Origin of the sequence: Saccharothrix sp. NRRL B-16314, from assembly GCF_000716595.1 — a bacterium.
Lineage (GTDB): Bacteria > Actinomycetota > Actinomycetes > Mycobacteriales > Pseudonocardiaceae > Actinosynnema.
The window spans coordinates 162,339-176,626 of record NZ_JNXC01000007.1; the positions used below are offsets into that span (position 1 = coordinate 162,339).

General features: G+C 71.1%; 12 protein-coding genes. 7 read left to right on the plus strand and 5 right to left on the minus strand.

Annotated elements, in window-relative coordinates:
• Positions 1–105: 105 nt before the first annotated feature.
• The 3 genes from OQ02_RS14245 to bdeA all read right to left on the minus strand — a co-directional run bounded on the left by OQ02_RS14245 (position 106) and on the right by bdeA (position 4,247).
• Positions 106–1,515 (minus strand): family 2B encapsulin nanocompartment shell protein, encoded by a 1,410-nt coding sequence (locus tag OQ02_RS14245; protein WP_033438864.1) that lies wholly within the window; start codon positions 1,513–1,515, stop codon positions 106–108.
• Positions 1,516–1,542: 27 nt separating this feature from the next.
• Entirely contained in the window at positions 1,543–2,949 is a 1,407-nt protein-coding gene (locus OQ02_RS14250; RefSeq protein WP_033438865.1) for a family 2B encapsulin nanocompartment shell protein, read from the minus strand.
• A gap of 431 nt (positions 2,950–3,380) precedes the next feature.
• Positions 3,381–4,247: a bis(hydroxyethyl) terephthalate hydrolase gene (gene bdeA, locus OQ02_RS14255; RefSeq protein WP_051772320.1), complete on the minus strand. Its 867-nt coding sequence runs from the start codon at positions 4,245–4,247 to the stop codon at positions 3,381–3,383.
• Positions 4,248–4,417: 170 nt separating this feature from the next.
• Between bdeA and OQ02_RS14260 the strand changes: the two genes are divergently transcribed.
• The 4 genes from OQ02_RS14260 (at position 4,418) to OQ02_RS14275 (ending at position 9,323) form a co-directional block, all read left to right on the plus strand.
• Positions 4,418–6,910, plus strand: a complete 2,493-nt coding sequence (locus tag OQ02_RS14260; protein ID WP_051772289.1) for a helix-turn-helix transcriptional regulator — start codon at positions 4,418–4,420, stop codon at positions 6,908–6,910.
• A gap of 33 nt (positions 6,911–6,943) precedes the next feature.
• Positions 6,944–7,360 carry an acyl-CoA thioesterase gene (locus tag OQ02_RS14265; RefSeq protein WP_033438866.1) on the plus strand — a complete coding sequence of 139 codons (417 nt, stop codon included), beginning with the start codon at positions 6,944–6,946 and terminating at the stop codon, positions 7,358–7,360.
• Positions 7,357–8,451 (plus strand): zinc-binding dehydrogenase, encoded by a 1,095-nt coding sequence (locus OQ02_RS14270; protein WP_033438867.1) that lies wholly within the window; start codon positions 7,357–7,359, stop codon positions 8,449–8,451. Before OQ02_RS14265 ends, OQ02_RS14270 begins: the two co-directional genes overlap by 4 nt.
• Before the next feature lie 86 nt (positions 8,452–8,537).
• A complete protein-coding gene (locus OQ02_RS14275) occupies positions 8,538–9,323 on the plus strand; it encodes a cyclase family protein (RefSeq protein ID WP_231500026.1) in 786 nt (261 codons plus the stop codon).
• A 552-nt stretch (positions 9,324–9,875) separates the two neighbouring features.
• Here the strand turns inward: OQ02_RS14275 and OQ02_RS14280 are convergent.
• Entirely contained in the window at positions 9,876–10,199 is a 324-nt protein-coding gene (locus tag OQ02_RS14280) for a hypothetical protein (RefSeq protein ID WP_033438869.1), read from the minus strand.
• 395 nt (positions 10,200–10,594) lie between these two features.
• Here OQ02_RS14280 and OQ02_RS14285 point away from each other — a divergent pair, with 395 nt between their 5' ends.
• The 3 genes from OQ02_RS14285 (at position 10,595) to OQ02_RS14295 (ending at position 12,670) form a co-directional block, all read left to right on the plus strand.
• Positions 10,595–11,173 (plus strand): hypothetical protein, encoded by a 579-nt coding sequence (locus tag OQ02_RS14285; RefSeq protein WP_051772290.1) that lies wholly within the window; start codon positions 10,595–10,597, stop codon positions 11,171–11,173.
• A gap of 258 nt (positions 11,174–11,431) precedes the next feature.
• Positions 11,432–12,004, plus strand: a complete 573-nt coding sequence (locus tag OQ02_RS14290; protein ID WP_033438871.1) for a hypothetical protein — start codon at positions 11,432–11,434, stop codon at positions 12,002–12,004.
• A gap of 87 nt (positions 12,005–12,091) precedes the next feature.
• Positions 12,092–12,670 carry a hypothetical protein gene (locus tag OQ02_RS14295; RefSeq protein ID WP_033438872.1) on the plus strand — a complete coding sequence of 193 codons (579 nt, stop codon included), beginning with the start codon at positions 12,092–12,094 and terminating at the stop codon, positions 12,668–12,670.
• 41 nt (positions 12,671–12,711) lie between these two features.
• Here the strand turns inward: OQ02_RS14295 and OQ02_RS14300 are convergent, their stop codons facing one another.
• Entirely contained in the window at positions 12,712–14,226 is a 1,515-nt protein-coding gene (locus OQ02_RS14300; RefSeq protein WP_231500027.1) for a GGDEF domain-containing protein, read from the minus strand.
• Positions 14,227–14,288 lie beyond the last annotated feature (62 nt).

Consider the following 14,288-nt stretch of genomic DNA (forward strand, 5'->3'; position numbering starts at 1 on the left):
CCACACTCCAGTTCCGGGGGATGTGCCCACCTGCCCTGTGAACAGGCGCGCAGGGGAGACGGGCAGCCGGACGTGGCGGTCCGGCTGCCGTCGACTCCGGTGTGGTCAGGACCGGCCGATCTCCACGTGCTCCAGGATTCCGAGCGCGTCCGGTACCAGCACGGCCACCGAGTAGTAGGCGCTGACCAGGTACGACACGATCGCCTTCTCGTTGACGCCCATGAACCGCACGTTCAGGCTCGGCTGCACCTCGTCCGGGATGCCCGGCTGGTGCAGGCCGATCACGCCGTTGTCCTGCTCGCCGATCCGCATGGCCAGGATCGAGCTGGTGCCCTGCGGCGAGATCGGGATCTTGTCCGACGGCAGCAGCGGCACACCGCGCCACGTGATGACCCGCGTGCCGTCCACGTCGTCCGAGCCGGGGTACAGGCCGCGCTTGCTCGCCTCGCGACCGAACGCGGCGATCGTGCGCGGGTGGGCCAGCATGAACGCCGTCTTGCGCCGCCGGGACAGCAACTCGTCCAGGTCGTCCGGGGTCGGCGGCCCGCTGCGGGTGTGGATGCGCTGCTTCAGGTCGGCGTTGTGCAGCAGACCGATCCGGCGGTTGTTGAGCATCTCGTGCTCCTGGCGCTCGCGCAGGGCCTCGATGGTCAGCCGCAACTGCTGCTCGGTCTGGTTCATCGGCTTGTTGTAGAGGTCGGCCACCCGGGTGTGCACCCGCAGCACGGTCTGCGCCACTTCCAGCTCGTACTCGCGCGGGGACAACTCGTAGTCGACGAACGTCGCCGGCAGGTCCGGCTCGCCCTCGTGGCCGGAGGCGATCTCGATCGCCGCCTCACCGTGCTTGTTCTGCGGCTTGTCCGCGTTGCGCACCACCGACGCGATGTGCGCCCGCAGCGCTTCGGCCCGCTCCTCCAGCTCCTGGACGGATCGCCACGGCAGCACCAGGGCGATCACCGGCGTGACGGCCTTGATCGTGAACTCCCACCGGGTCTCGCCGCCGATCAGCACCTCGTCGCCGAAGCGCTCGCCGTCGGCCAGGGTGTCCAGCACGGTCTGGTCGCCGTACTCGCCCCGGCCGACCTTGTTCACCTTGCCGTGCGCGATGAGGTAGACCTCCTCGGCCCGGCCTCCCGACTCGACCAGGACGTCGCCGGGCTGGAACTCGCGCTGCCGGAACCGGCTCGCCAACGCGGCCAGCACGTCGTCGTCCGGGAAGTCGCGCAGCAGGGGCAGTTCGCGCAGCTCCTGCGGGATGACCCGGATGTCCGAGCCGGTGCTGGTGAAGCTCACCCGGCCGTCGCCGAGCGCGTAGGAGAGTCGGCGGTTGACCCGGTAGGTGCCGGCTTGGGTGGTCACCCAGGGCAGTTTTCGCAGCAGCCACCGGGGCGAGATGCCCTGCATCTGCGGGGTGGACTTCGTGGTGCTGGCCAGGTTCCGCGCACTCGCGGTGCTCAGGCTCTGGCGCTGCTGCTCGGCCTCTTCGGGAGCGAGGCCGGGGTCTGTCACGGTCACTTCAGCTGCCCAATCTGGTCGGGGGACTCAGTCTTCGCGGCCGATCTCGACGTGTTCCAGCACGCCGACCGCGTCCGGCACGAGGATCGCGGTGGAGTAGTAGGCGCTGACGAGGTAAGAGATGATCGCCTTCTCGCTGATGCCCATGAACCGCACCGACAACCCGGGCTGGTACTCGTCGGGCAGGCCGGTCTGGTGCAGGCCGATGACACCCTGGTTCTGCTCGCCCGCGCGCAGCAGCATGATCGAGCTGGTGCGGGTCTTGCTCACCGCGATCTTGTTGCACGGCAGCACGGGCACGCCGCGCCACGCCGGCACGTGGTGCCCGTTGAGGTCGATCGTGGACGGGTAGACGCCGCGCTTGGTGCACTCCCGGCCGAACGCCGCGATGACCCGCGGATGGGCGAGGAACGCCGTGGGCTCCTTCCAGACGGTCGCAAGCAGGTCGTCCATGTCGTCCGGGGTCGGAGGGCCGCTGCGGGTGTGGATGCGCTGCTTGAGGTCCGCGCTGTTCAGCAGGCCGAACTCGCGGTTGTTGACCATCTCGTGCTCCTGGCGCTCGCGCAGGGCCTCGATGGTGAGCCGCAACTGCTGCTCGACCTGGTCCATCGGCTGGTTGTAGAGGTCCGCGACGCGGCTGTGCACCCGCAGCACGGTCTGCGCGACGCTCAGCTCCAGCTCGCGCGGCGCGACCTCGTAGTCGACGAACGTGCCGGGCAGGTCCGGTTCGCCCTCGTGGCCGGACGCGATGTCGATCTCGGCCTCGCCGTAGGCGTTGGACCTCCCGGTGCCGCTGGCGAACGCGCGCTGGATGTGCGCGCGCAGGCCACCCGCCTCGCCGTTGAGCCGCTCGAACACCTCCCACGGCAGGATCAGGGCGATCACCGGCGTGACCGCCTTGATGGTGAAGTCCCACTCGCCCTGGGGGCCCGCGAGCACCTGGCCGCCGAAGTGGTCGCCGTCGGCGAGGGAGCCGAGCACGGTGTGGTCGCCGTACTCGCCCCGGCCGATCTTGTTCACCTTGCCGTGCGCGATCAGGTGGACCGCGTCCTGCGGTCGGCCCTCCTCGACCAGCACGTCGCCCGGCTGGAACTCGCGCTGCTGGAAGCGGTCGGCGAGCGCGGACAGCGCCTCGACGTCCTCGAAGCCGCGCAGCAGCGGCAGTTCGGTCAGCTCCTGCGGGATGACCCGCACGTCCGCGCCGATGTTGGTGAAGGTCAGCCGACCGTCGCCGATCTCGTAGCTGAGCCTGCGGTTGACCCGGAAGGCACCGCCCTTCGCCTCCACCCAGGGCAGGATCTTGAGCAGCCACCGCGAGGTGATGCCCTGCATCTGGGGCACGGACTTGGTCGTCGTCGCCAGGTTCCGCGCCGCCGCCGTGCCGAGGCTGAGCCGAGGTCGCTCGGTGTCCAAGTCCGAATCGGTCACAGTCACCGCATCACACCGCCAATCGGATTCCGTCCAGTGGTCCACCGTGACGGTAGTGACTCCGAATGCCCCGCGGAAAGCGGCTGATGTGAGTACACCCCTGGAGGTCAATCGGCCCCGGGAAGTGCACAGACTGTGCTGGTAGCGGGCTCGGGCGTGTAATAACGAGTGATCTTGTGGGGCGTTGGTGGAAGCATTCGCCCTGGCCCCGAATACGTGCCTCTTTCGGGTGTGCGTTTTTCACTGGAACGTGTAGTTGACGACCATTCGAAACGTCGGCGAGTCGTCATTCCGCCAGTTTGCGGGCAAAAGATCAGTCTTGCGTGGAAACGACACCGCGGCGCCGACGGGGAGTCGGCGCCGCGGTGTGAGGAGGAGGCGGTGGTGGAACGGGCGTGACGCCGCGACTCGTCGCGGCGCCACGCCCGGGTATCGGATCAGACGGAGTGCGGGCAGGTGTCCCGGTACTCCTCGATCAGCGTGCTGCGCCCCGGCGCGGGGCACAGGAACTGCTCGTAGCGGGTGTCGTTGTCGATGAACCGCTTGAGCCACGCGATGCTGTACTTCGCGATCGTCGTGTTCGACGAGTTGGGTGCGAAGTGGTCCGCGCCGTTCAGCTCGAGGTACGCCTTGTCCAAAGTGGACGGCAGCGAGGTGTAGAACGGCTCGGAGTGCGACGAGACCGACGCGACCGAGTCGTTCTCGGCGCCGACGACCAGGGTGGGCACCTGCACGCCACCCCAGGACTTGTCGGTGTGCCACGCGGTCAGCGGGATCGCCGCCTGGAGGGCGGGGCGACGCTCGGCGGCGCGCAGGGTGCCGCCGCCTCCCATCGAGTGCCCCATGACGCCCAGCCGGCTCGAGTCGATCCGGCTGCGCACCGAGCTGCTCTGGGTCAGGTAGTCCAGGGCCGCCAGCAGCTGGGTCGCCCGGCTGTCGGGCTGGTCGTAGCGGCTGTTGGTGTCGATGGTGAACACCACGAAGCCCTGCGACGCGATGCGCGGGCCGAGCCAGGCCATGCTGGACTGGCTCGCGGTGTAGCCGGGCGAGACGGCGATGGCGCCGAAAGTGCCCTCGGAGGTGCTGGTCGGGTAGTAGATCGTGCCGCCGCCGAAACCGGAAACGGACCAGGAGGACACCGTGGTGGACGCCGTGGCGAACGGGCCGCGGGTCGCCTCGATGCTGGAAGTGGTCGGCGCGGGACCGCGTCGGTACTCGACCTCGGCGTTCGCCGGCGGCGTCACGCCGACCAGGGACAGGGCCAGCGCGGGGATCAGCGCGGGGATCAGTTTGCGGAGTTGCACGTCGGTGTACACCTCGCTTGGCAGGGAACTACGGACAGCGATGACCTTGCGCCTTTGGGTGAGTGCTCCGCATCGGTGCAACCACCGGTCCGCGGGCGAAAACTAACGCTGGTAGATAATTTCCGCCGCACCCCTTCCGCCCGGCGTCGACCTCCGGCCAGACTGGCCCCATGCTGCGCGGACGTGACCGGCAGCGCGTCGCCGTAGACGCGTTGCTCGCCCGAGCCCGTGCCGGTCACGGCGGGGCGCTGGTGCTGCGCGGCGTGGCCGGGTCGGGCAAGACCTCGATGCTCGCCGCCGCGCGGGAGGCCGCCACGACCACCGGCCGCGAAGTCCTCCTGTGCGTGGACGACGCCCACCTCCTCGAGGACACCGACTGGCTGGTGGAACTCGCCGCGGAGATCGCGGACGAGCCGGTGGCCCTGCTGATCGCCACCGAGGCCGAGCCGCACGGCCTGCCGTGGGTCCGGCTGGACCCGCTCGACCACGCCGACAGCCTCCGGGTGCTGCGCGGACTCCGGCCCGGCCTGGCACCCGGTCTCGCCGACGACGTCGCCGACCTGGCCCGCGGCAACCCGCTGGCGCTCACCGAGCTGGCCCGCGCGCTCACGTCCGAACAGCTCGGCGGCACCGCGCCCGGCCCCGACGCGCTGCCCGAGGACAGCTCGCTGCGCGCCCGGTTCGGCGCCCGGTTCACCGCGCTGTCACCGCAGGCCAGGTGCGCAGTCGCGTTGTGCGTGGTGGACGACGAGGTGGACGCGGACGCGCTGGCCCGGATGCCGGACCTCGACCTGGCCGCGATCGAGGAGGCGAACGCCCTGCTCGACGGCGGGCCGCTGGTCCGGTCCGCGCTGCGCACGGAGATCCCGCTCGTCCTGCGCTACGCCGCGCACGCCGCGTTGGCCGAAACCCTGCCACCCGGCCCCCGTCGCACCTGGCACGAGGCAGCCCGCGCGCCCGGCGCACGCGACGCGTTCGCCGAACGGCTCGTCGACTCGGCGAACCGGGCCCGGCGCTGCGGCGACTACCCGGCCGCGGCCCGCGACCACGACCGCGCCGCCGCCCTGACCGCCGATCCGGACGCCAGGGCGCGCCACCTGATCGCCGCCGCCACCGACCACTGGGCGTCCGGCGCACCCCGCCGCGCCCGCATCGCCCTGCGCACCGCCGCCCGGCTGACCGACAGCAACGAACTGCGGGCGCGGACCGAAGTGCTCCGCGGCGGCCTCGACCTGGGCAACGGCCTGCCGGATGTCGCGGTCCGCCGGCTGCTGAAAGCCGCGGGCGAACTCGTCGGCACGCACCGCACGCTGGCCATCACCGCGCTCGGCTTCGCCGGTGAGGCGGCCAGCATCGCGGGCGACCACGTCCGCTACGCCGAGACCGCCGCGTTTGCCGCCGGCCTGCGCCGACCCGACGAGCCGGACGAAACCCGGATCACGCTGGACCACCTCACCGGCATGGCGGCCACGTTCGCCGGACGGCATGACGAGGCCCTGCCCGTGCTGCGGTCCGTGGTGGAGCTGGCCGAACGCGTGCCGCACCCGCAGGCCAAGATCTGGGGCGGCCAGGCCGCGTACACCCTCGGTGACGCGACCAGGGCGCACGAGCTGGCGACCAGCGCGGTGACGGCGGCGCACGAGCACGGGCTGACGGCGCTCGTGCCGTGGGCGCTGGTGTACCGGGCGTTGTCCGCGATGCTGCTCGACCAGCACTCGGCAGCGTTGTCGGCGGCGTTCGAGGGCGTGCACGCGGCGACCGCCATCGGCCAGCACAACGCCGTGGTCGACCACCTCACGATCCTGGCCCTGCTCGCCGCGCTTCGGGGTGACACGGAGACCGCCGTGCACCGCATCGACGCCGCCGCCGAGCAGATCGCCGAACGCGGCCTCGGCCGTTCCGGCACCTTCGGTGCGTGGGCGTTCGCCTGCGTGGACCTCGCGCTGGACCGCCCGGCCGACGCGCTGGACCGGCTGCGGCTGATGGCCGCCGGGTCGGGCGGCGTGCACACCGGCATCAAGGTGATGGCCGCGCCGCACGTCGTGGAGGCCGCGGTCGGGTGCGGGCAGCTGTCCATCGCGGACCGCGCGTTGCGGCGCTACGAGAAGTGGGCGGGCACCACCGGCAGCGCGGCACGTCTCGCGCTGTCGCACCGCTGCCACGGCCTGCTCACCGAAGGCGCCCGCGCGGAGGAGCACTTCCGCGAGGCGATCCGGTTGCACCGGGCCAGCGGCACCGCCATGGAACTGGCCAAGACCGAGCTGTTCTACGGCCACCGGCTGCGGCGCGACCGCAAACCGCGTGCCGCGCGCGAACTCCTGCGCGACGCGATGAAGATCTTCCAGCGCTACGAGGCCGACCGGTGGGTCGCGCGGGCACGGGCGGAGCTGCGCGCGGCGGGTGAGGCCGTCGGACCGTCCCAGGCGGACCGGACCGCCGACCGCGCCGCGAACCGCGCCGCCGGGCGCGCCGACGTCGACCCGACCGCCGGGCTGACGCCGCAGCAGGCGCAGATCGCCCGCCTGGTCGCCGAGGGCGCGACCAACCGGGAGATCGCCGCGCGGCTGTTCCTGAGCCACCGCACCGTCGAGCACCACCTGCGCAACATCTTCGCCAGGCTCGAAGTGCGGTCCCGGGTCGAGCTCACCAGGATGCTCGACTGATTCCAGGAGGTTGGGTGGCGCCCAGGATGTTGTATGCGTGAGCAGTACCGGCACTGGCAGCGGATTCCGACCAGGTGGCACGACAACGACGTGTACGGGCACGTGAACAACGTCGTGCACTACGCCTTCATGGACACGGTGATCAACACGTGGTTGATCGCGGAGGGTGGGTTGGACATCCACGGCGGTCCGGCCATCGGGCTGTGCGTGGAGTCCCACTGCAACTACCGCGCGTCCGTGGCGTTCCCGGAGGCCGTCGACGCGGGTCTGCGGATCGGGCACCTCGGCCGCTCCAGCGTCCGCTACGAGATCGGCTTCTACCCGGAGGGCCGGGACGACGTGGTCGCCGAAGGGCACTTCGTGCACGTGTTCACGGACCGTTCGACCCGCAAGCCGGTGGCCATCCCGGGCGACCTGCGTGCCGCGATGGAAGGGCTGGTGGTGGCGTGAAGGGCGCGGTGTTGACGGAGGTCGGCGGTCCGCTCCAGGTGGTCGACCTGGAGCTGGACCCACCCGGTCCCGGCGAGGTCCTGGTGCGGGTGCGCGCCACCGGGTTGTGCCACTCCGACCTGTCGGTGATCGACGGCTCCCGGCTCCGGCCGCTGCCGATGCTGCTGGGGCACGAGGCCGCGGGCGAGGTGGTGGAGACCGGTCCGGGCACTTCGGACTTCGCCGTCGGCGACCACGTGGTGCTGTCGTTCGTGCCGGCGTGCGGGTCCTGTCGGCGGTGCGTGTCGGGTCGGCAGGCGTTGTGCGAGCCGGGTGCGGCGGCGAACCGCGAGGGCACCCTGCTGAGCGGCGGACGGCGGCTCCGGCTGCCCGACGGAACGCGCCCGCACCACCACCTCGGGGTGTCCGGGTTCGCCGAGTACGCCGTGGTGTCGGAGAAGTCGGCCACGCTCGTGCCCGCCGACCTGCCGTTCGAGATCGCCGCCCTGTTCGGCTGCGCGGTCCTCACCGGCGCCGGAGCGGCGTTCTACAGCGCGGCCGTCGCGCCGGGGGACCGGGTAGCGGTGTTCGGGCTCGGCGGCGTGGGGCTGGCCGCGTTGCTGGCGGCACGGGCGGCCGGGGCGTCGCAGATCGTCGCGGTGGACGTGGTGGAGCACAAGCGCGCGTTGGCGCGGAAGCTCGGCGCGACGGACGTGGTGGCCGGCGGTCCGGACGCGGTGGCCGAAGTGCGCTCGGTGACCGGTGGCGGTGCGGACAAGGTCATCGACACGACCGGCGTCGCGGCCGTGCTGGAGCAGGCGTACCTGGCGACCGGCGCGGGCGGCACGACGGTGACGGTGGGACTGCCGCACCCGGACCGGACAATCTCGCTGCCCGCGTTGAGCTTGGTCGCGGAGGAACGGACGTTGAAGGGCAGCTACCTCGGCTCGTGCGTGCCGCGGCGGGACGTGCCGAGGTTCGTCGACCTGTACCGGGCGGGGCAGCTGCCCGTGCACGAGCTGTTGTCAGGACGCCTCACGTTGGAGGAGATCAACATCGGTTTCACCCGTTTGGCCGCAGGGGAAGCCGTCCGCCAGGTTGTCGTTTTGTGATCACCGAGCCTGTACCGTTGCCCGGATCGAGTGACGGCTAGGCAGAGGAGTGGTCGGCGGTGCGGAGACGGTCGATGCTCGCGGGTGTGGCTACGACAGTGGGCGGCATGATCGCGGGCAGCGGGTCCGCCGGCGCGGCGGGGCGTTCAGGCCAGTTGGGGCTGGGCGACTACCGGTTGGTGAACCTGGCGCACGTCAACGACCCGGGCCGGACCAACGTCTACCCGGGCGACCCGGAGTTCACGCTGACCACCGTGACCACGGTGCCGGAGCACGGGTTCTACCTCCAGTACGTGTCGCAGGGGGAGCACACCGGCACCCACTGGGGCGCGCCCGCGCACTTCAACGACGACCAGCCGTACGCCGACGAGCTCGACGCCGACGACCTGTTCCTGCCCGCCGTGAAGATCGACGTGCGGGAGCGGGCCGGGCGCGACGCGGACTACGAGGTCACCGTGGGCGACCTCCAGCGCTGGGAGCAGCGGCACGGCCGCATCCCGAACGAGGCCGCGGTCGTGCTGTGGACCGGGTGGGAGGAGCGGTGGGGCACCCCCTCGTTCTTCAACTTCGACGCGGCCGGGCAGATGCACCAGCCCGGGTTCTCGCTGCAAGCCGTGCAGTGGCTGGTCGACACCGGCCGCCTCGGCCGTCGCGGTGCGCTGGGCACGGACACGTTCAGCCCGGAGCCCGCCACCGACTTCGAGTACCGCGTGTCCAAGCTGTTGTACCGGGAGCACCGGATCAGCCTGGAGATCCTGGCGAACCTGGCGCAGCTGCCCGAGCAGGGCGCGCACATCCTGGTCGGCGGCACGGTCAACCGCCGCGGCTCCGGGTCTCCCGCCAGCATCTACGCCTTCGTGCCCAAGCGCTGACGACGGCGGTGTGAGCGCGGCCAGATCGGCGCACGGCACGCGGTCCGGCCGACCCCGAACCTCGCCCGAACCTCGCCCGCGACGGCGATCCCGCGACGGCGATGTCGCCTCACCTGCCCTGCACCGCTGGCCCTGCACCCCGCTGGCGCTGGCGCGCCTCACCCGCACCGCTGGCGCCTCACCCGCACCGCTGGCGCTGGCGCGCATCTCACCTGCACCGCGGGCGCTGGCGCTGCATCTCACCTGCACCGCGGGCGCGGGCGCTGCACCTCACCTGCACCGCGGGCGCGGGCGCTGCACCTCACCTGCACCGCTCGCGCTGGCGCGGGCGAGACCTCACCTGCCCGGCACCTCGCCGGTGCTGTGACCTCGCCAGCCTGCACCTTGCCGCCACCAGCGCCAGCACGAGACGAGCAGCGCCGCCAAGGTGCGGTGCCGGTCGGCGCGATCGGTGACTGAGCTGTGCGACCGCCCCGCCGGTCGGTCGAGCCACCAGACCGTCAGGGGTCACCCGTAGGCGGTTCCGGTTGAGGGGTTGCGTTACGCGTTCTGTCACCCGTGCCGGGACGGCACGTCGGCCAGGCGCCCGCCCAGCTCCCGCAACCGCTCCGCCACGTCCGCGGTGGCCTCGATCAGGTCCGTCAGGGACATCCCGGGCTCCACGGGCGTCCAACCGCGGGCGAGGAAGCGGATGACCTCGGCGTGGTCCCGCAGCTCCACGGCCAGCGCCTCCACCTGGCCGGGCAGCGCGACGGCGGACCGCTCGGCGACCTGCCTGGCCCGGAACGCGCGTTGCCGGCACGCCGACGAGCAGTACCGGCGGGGTCTGCCGGTGGCCCGAGCGGGGAACTCCTGCCGGCACTGCTCGCAATTCAATTCGCGCGACTTTCGTTTCGGGTCGCCTGCGTCTTCACGTTACGAAAAGGCGCGCCCGGCGCTCCCGGGAAGCCAAGTCAGGTGAATGCGGTGTCGACGTATCGAGTGAAGGCCGTTCTCTTGACGCCTTGCGCTCGGCGGCGTGTACTTGTTTCGACGGACGGACCGGAAAAGTAAAAATAAAGAGCTCCGGAATCCACTGACCGGCCCTCCGTCGGGAACGGGCGAACGCGGTGCTGTCGACCGGCCCGCGACCGATCACACCGCGCCCGACTATTCCTCGCCCCTGGTGTGAATTTATCCGAGTTTTCTCCTCGTGAAGGAGTTGTCCTGCCATGCCAACGAAGTACTCCCTTACGGTTCGCAATGAATCTACCCAGTTCCAGGACCTCTGCGTGTACCAGCAGCCGGTGGACCTCGGCGTGCGCAACGCCATGTCCCTCGCCTGGCTGACCGCACCGGCCTGGCCGCACACGACCGTGACCTTCGAGTGGGCTCTCGACTACTGCTTCGCCTGGTCGTACACCGGCACGTTGAAGCCGGGTACGCGGTTCCGGGCGCAGCAGGTCCAGCAGGCCAACCCCCAGGACCTGACCTCGAACCAGATCCTGTTCGACTACGCGGACGGCGCGCACCGGTTCGTGCCCGGCAAGGCGTTCGGCATCCCGGAGCTCGGCAACCTCTACATCCGTGAGTTGCCGACCGTGCCCGCCGACGGCGCGGCGGTCGGCATCGGCATGTCGAACTCCGGCGTGTTCGCGGTGCAGGCGCAGCCCAACGAGAACCTCGTCTTCAGCCCGCACCCGAGCTACTGGCTCACCGCGGGCACCTTCACCCACGGCGAGGTGCTCGACATCGAGCAGATCAGCAACTCGGTGGAGCTGCAGTACAACGCGGGCTTCGAGATGACCGCGGTGCTGAACCCCGACAACACGTGGACGATCAACACCGGCATGCAGCCGATCGCGGCCTGATCACCCCTGGTCGACCCGCTCCCCGGTCGACCGCGTGACCCGTGCGCCGGCCGTCCACCCGGCGCACTGCGGAGGACGACGGGGTCGAGGTCCGCGAGGCGTCCACGACCCGCCCCGCTCGACAGCCCGGGTGCCCCCCCGCCACACCGGCCCGTCGTCCCGGGCGCAGAGCGCGAACTTCCCCGGCGCGCTCTGCGCCCCCTCTCCGGCGCGTTCCGCGCTGCTCCCCGTTCCGCTCCCCCTTCCAGGAGTCCCATCATGGCTTACAACACCATCGGCCCGGTCGACGTCGTCAAGGCCGTTGTCGAATGGATCCAGGCGGACCAGCCGACGATCGACGCCCTCTCGGTGTTCGCGGGCGGCTGGGAAGGCTGGGCCCGCAACCAGTTCGCGTTGTGGCTGCAAAGTCAGCTGAAACTCCGACTGCGCAACAACAACCCGCTCGACGTCCTGACGGAAGCCAACTTCATTCCGACCGGCACGGGCGCGGTCCCGGTTTTCGAGAGCACCCAGTCGCGCGCGGATCTCGTGTTCAACGCGCTCAGCCCGGCCGTCGCGGACACCGCGCCGGTCATCATCACGGAGTTGAAGTGCCAGTCGCCGAAACAGCCGTGGACCTCATTCCGGTCCGGGCTGAGCCGTGACGTCACCAAGCTGTACGGCGTCAACCCCGACGTCGACGACGCGTTCGGTCCGGAGAACGTGATGGTGCTGTCGCTGGGCATCTGCTTCAACGAGCCCGGCTTCCGCCCCGCGGCGGGCTACCGGGTCGAGAGCGCCGGCCGCCAGTACGCCGTGCAGTGGTGGTCGGACCCCGACCTGCTCGGCTGACCCGGTCGCGCGCGGGTGGGCGGCCACCGGGTCGCCCACCCCGCTTTCGCGGCCTTCCCCCGAACCCCCGTACCCAAGGAGTGAGTGATGCCGTACCTCATGCTCAGCCCGTACCAAGCCGTCGACAAGGTCGTGGAGTGGATCGGGCAGGAGGAGTTGCTGATCGACGAGGTGTTCCGGTTCAGCGGAGACTGGGACGGTTGGGCGCACAACCAGTTCGCCCGGTGGTTGCAGCACGACCTGCGCGCCCCGGGCAGCGAGGACCTGCTCGACGTCAGGACCGAGGTCGGCGCCATCTGGACCGGTGAGGCCGCGACGCCGGTCTTCCAGCGGCAGCCGGGCGAACGCGTCGAGCGCGCGAACCTCGTCTTCAACATGACCGAGAACATCGACGAGGAGGCGCCTGCGCTCATCGTCATGCAGCTGAGGTGCGAGGCGACCGCCCAGCAGTGGGACGACTTCCTCTCCGACCTGAGCGCGGACGTCTCCCTGCTCTACCGGGTCGACCCGGCGCTGCTCCCGGACCCCGCGGAGAGGGGGAGGGTCGTCCTGGCGCTGGGCATCAACCGCGTCGACTCCGACCACGGTGTTGCCCCGGGCTTCTTCGCCAAGTTCGCCGGGCAGAAGTACATCGTCCAGTGGTGGGCCGACGTCGAGGTCGAGTGAGTCGAGCACAGGGCGAGGCGGTCCGACCGGCCCGCCTCGCCCTACGAGTGGATGACGAGCCCTCGCCCGCCACCTTCGCGCTTGGCCTCGTACATCGCCTTGTCGGCGCGGCTCAGCACGGACGCGGCGGTGGCCTCCGGGTCCTGGCCGGTGCAGATCACCACGCCGACCGACGCGCTGATCTCGTCCCCGAGCGAGTCGAGGACGCGGGAGGCCACCCGCTCCGGCTCCGCGACGCCCTGGACCAGGACGCCGAACTCGTCGCCGCCCAGCCGGGCCACCACGTCGGTGTCGCGGACGCACTGCCGCAGCCGTGCCGCGACCGTTTCGAGCACCGCGTCGCCGTGCGCGTGGCCGGACATGTCGTTGACCGCCTTGAAGTCGTCCAAGTCGACGAACAGCAGCCCGAACGGGGTGCCGTCGCGGTGGTGGTCGGTCAGCGCCTCGTCGAGCCTGTCCTCGAACAGCGCCCGGTTGGCCAAGCCGGTCAACGGGTCGTGGTGCGCCTGGTGGTTCAGGCTGTACTCGGACTCGCGGAGCAGCAGCACCAGCTTGGTGTTGTCCACCAGGGTCACCAGCTGCCGCAGGATCACCGCGACGAACACGGTGAACCCGGAGGCGATCTCCACCCCGTCCAACGGCCGGAGGTCGCCGATGAGCGTGCGGCGCAGCACCAGCACGCTGCTGACCAGCAGCGGAACGTACGGCATGAGCAGGTAGGCCCACTGCCACCGCCGGCGGTTGCGCTCCGGCCCGGCCGCGGGCGACGCCACCGGCGCGAGCGCCGCCAACGCGATCAGCGCGGGCCCCACGACGAAGCCGGCGTTGGCGAGCGGCGGAACCTCGGGCGCCTGGATGCTGACCAGGTAGGCGAACGCGAGGTCGGACAGGGACAGTCCCACCAGGCCGAGCCCGAGCAGTCGGAGCTGGTTGCGCAGCACGACCTTCCGGTCCGCGCTCAGCACCACCACGATCACCAGCAGCGCCAGGTCCGTCACCGGGTAGGCGATGGCGACCAGGAACGCCGGCGTGCTCGGGTTGCCGACGGCCACCAGACCGCCGAGCGACGTGGTCCACGTGAGCACGAAGAGCGACCCGGTCACGATCAGACCGTCCAACAGCAACACCAGGCGGGCGCTGTGGGAACGGCGGTCCAGCAGGGCGTCGGGTGAGCCCGAGCGGCGGAAGTTGCCGATGACCAGCAGCGCGATGAACGCGAACGGCACGATGCTGAGGTACCCGGCGTCCGCGGGGGACGGTGACGGCACGGCCCGCCGCTCGACCAGCTGGTACCACGTCCACAGCACCTGGCCGGTCGACCAGCCCGCCATGCCGATGCCCATCGCGAGCCGCCAGCGCCGGTCCGGCCCGGTGGCCCGGCGGGCAGTCCACAGGCAGCAGCCGGTCGCGAGCAGGCCGGTGGCGAGCTGGGCGAGGTCGTCCAGCACGACCGCGCCCTCGCCCTTGACGATGTCGAAGCTCGCGGCCACGGACGCGGCGGTGGCGACCACCAGCACGACCGCGGCCGTGGTGGCGAACCGACGCGTCCCGATCACGCCGGCCAGTGTGCCGTATTCACGTGCCGTCGGCCGGTTCACCCTGTCAGGATCAGCGGGTG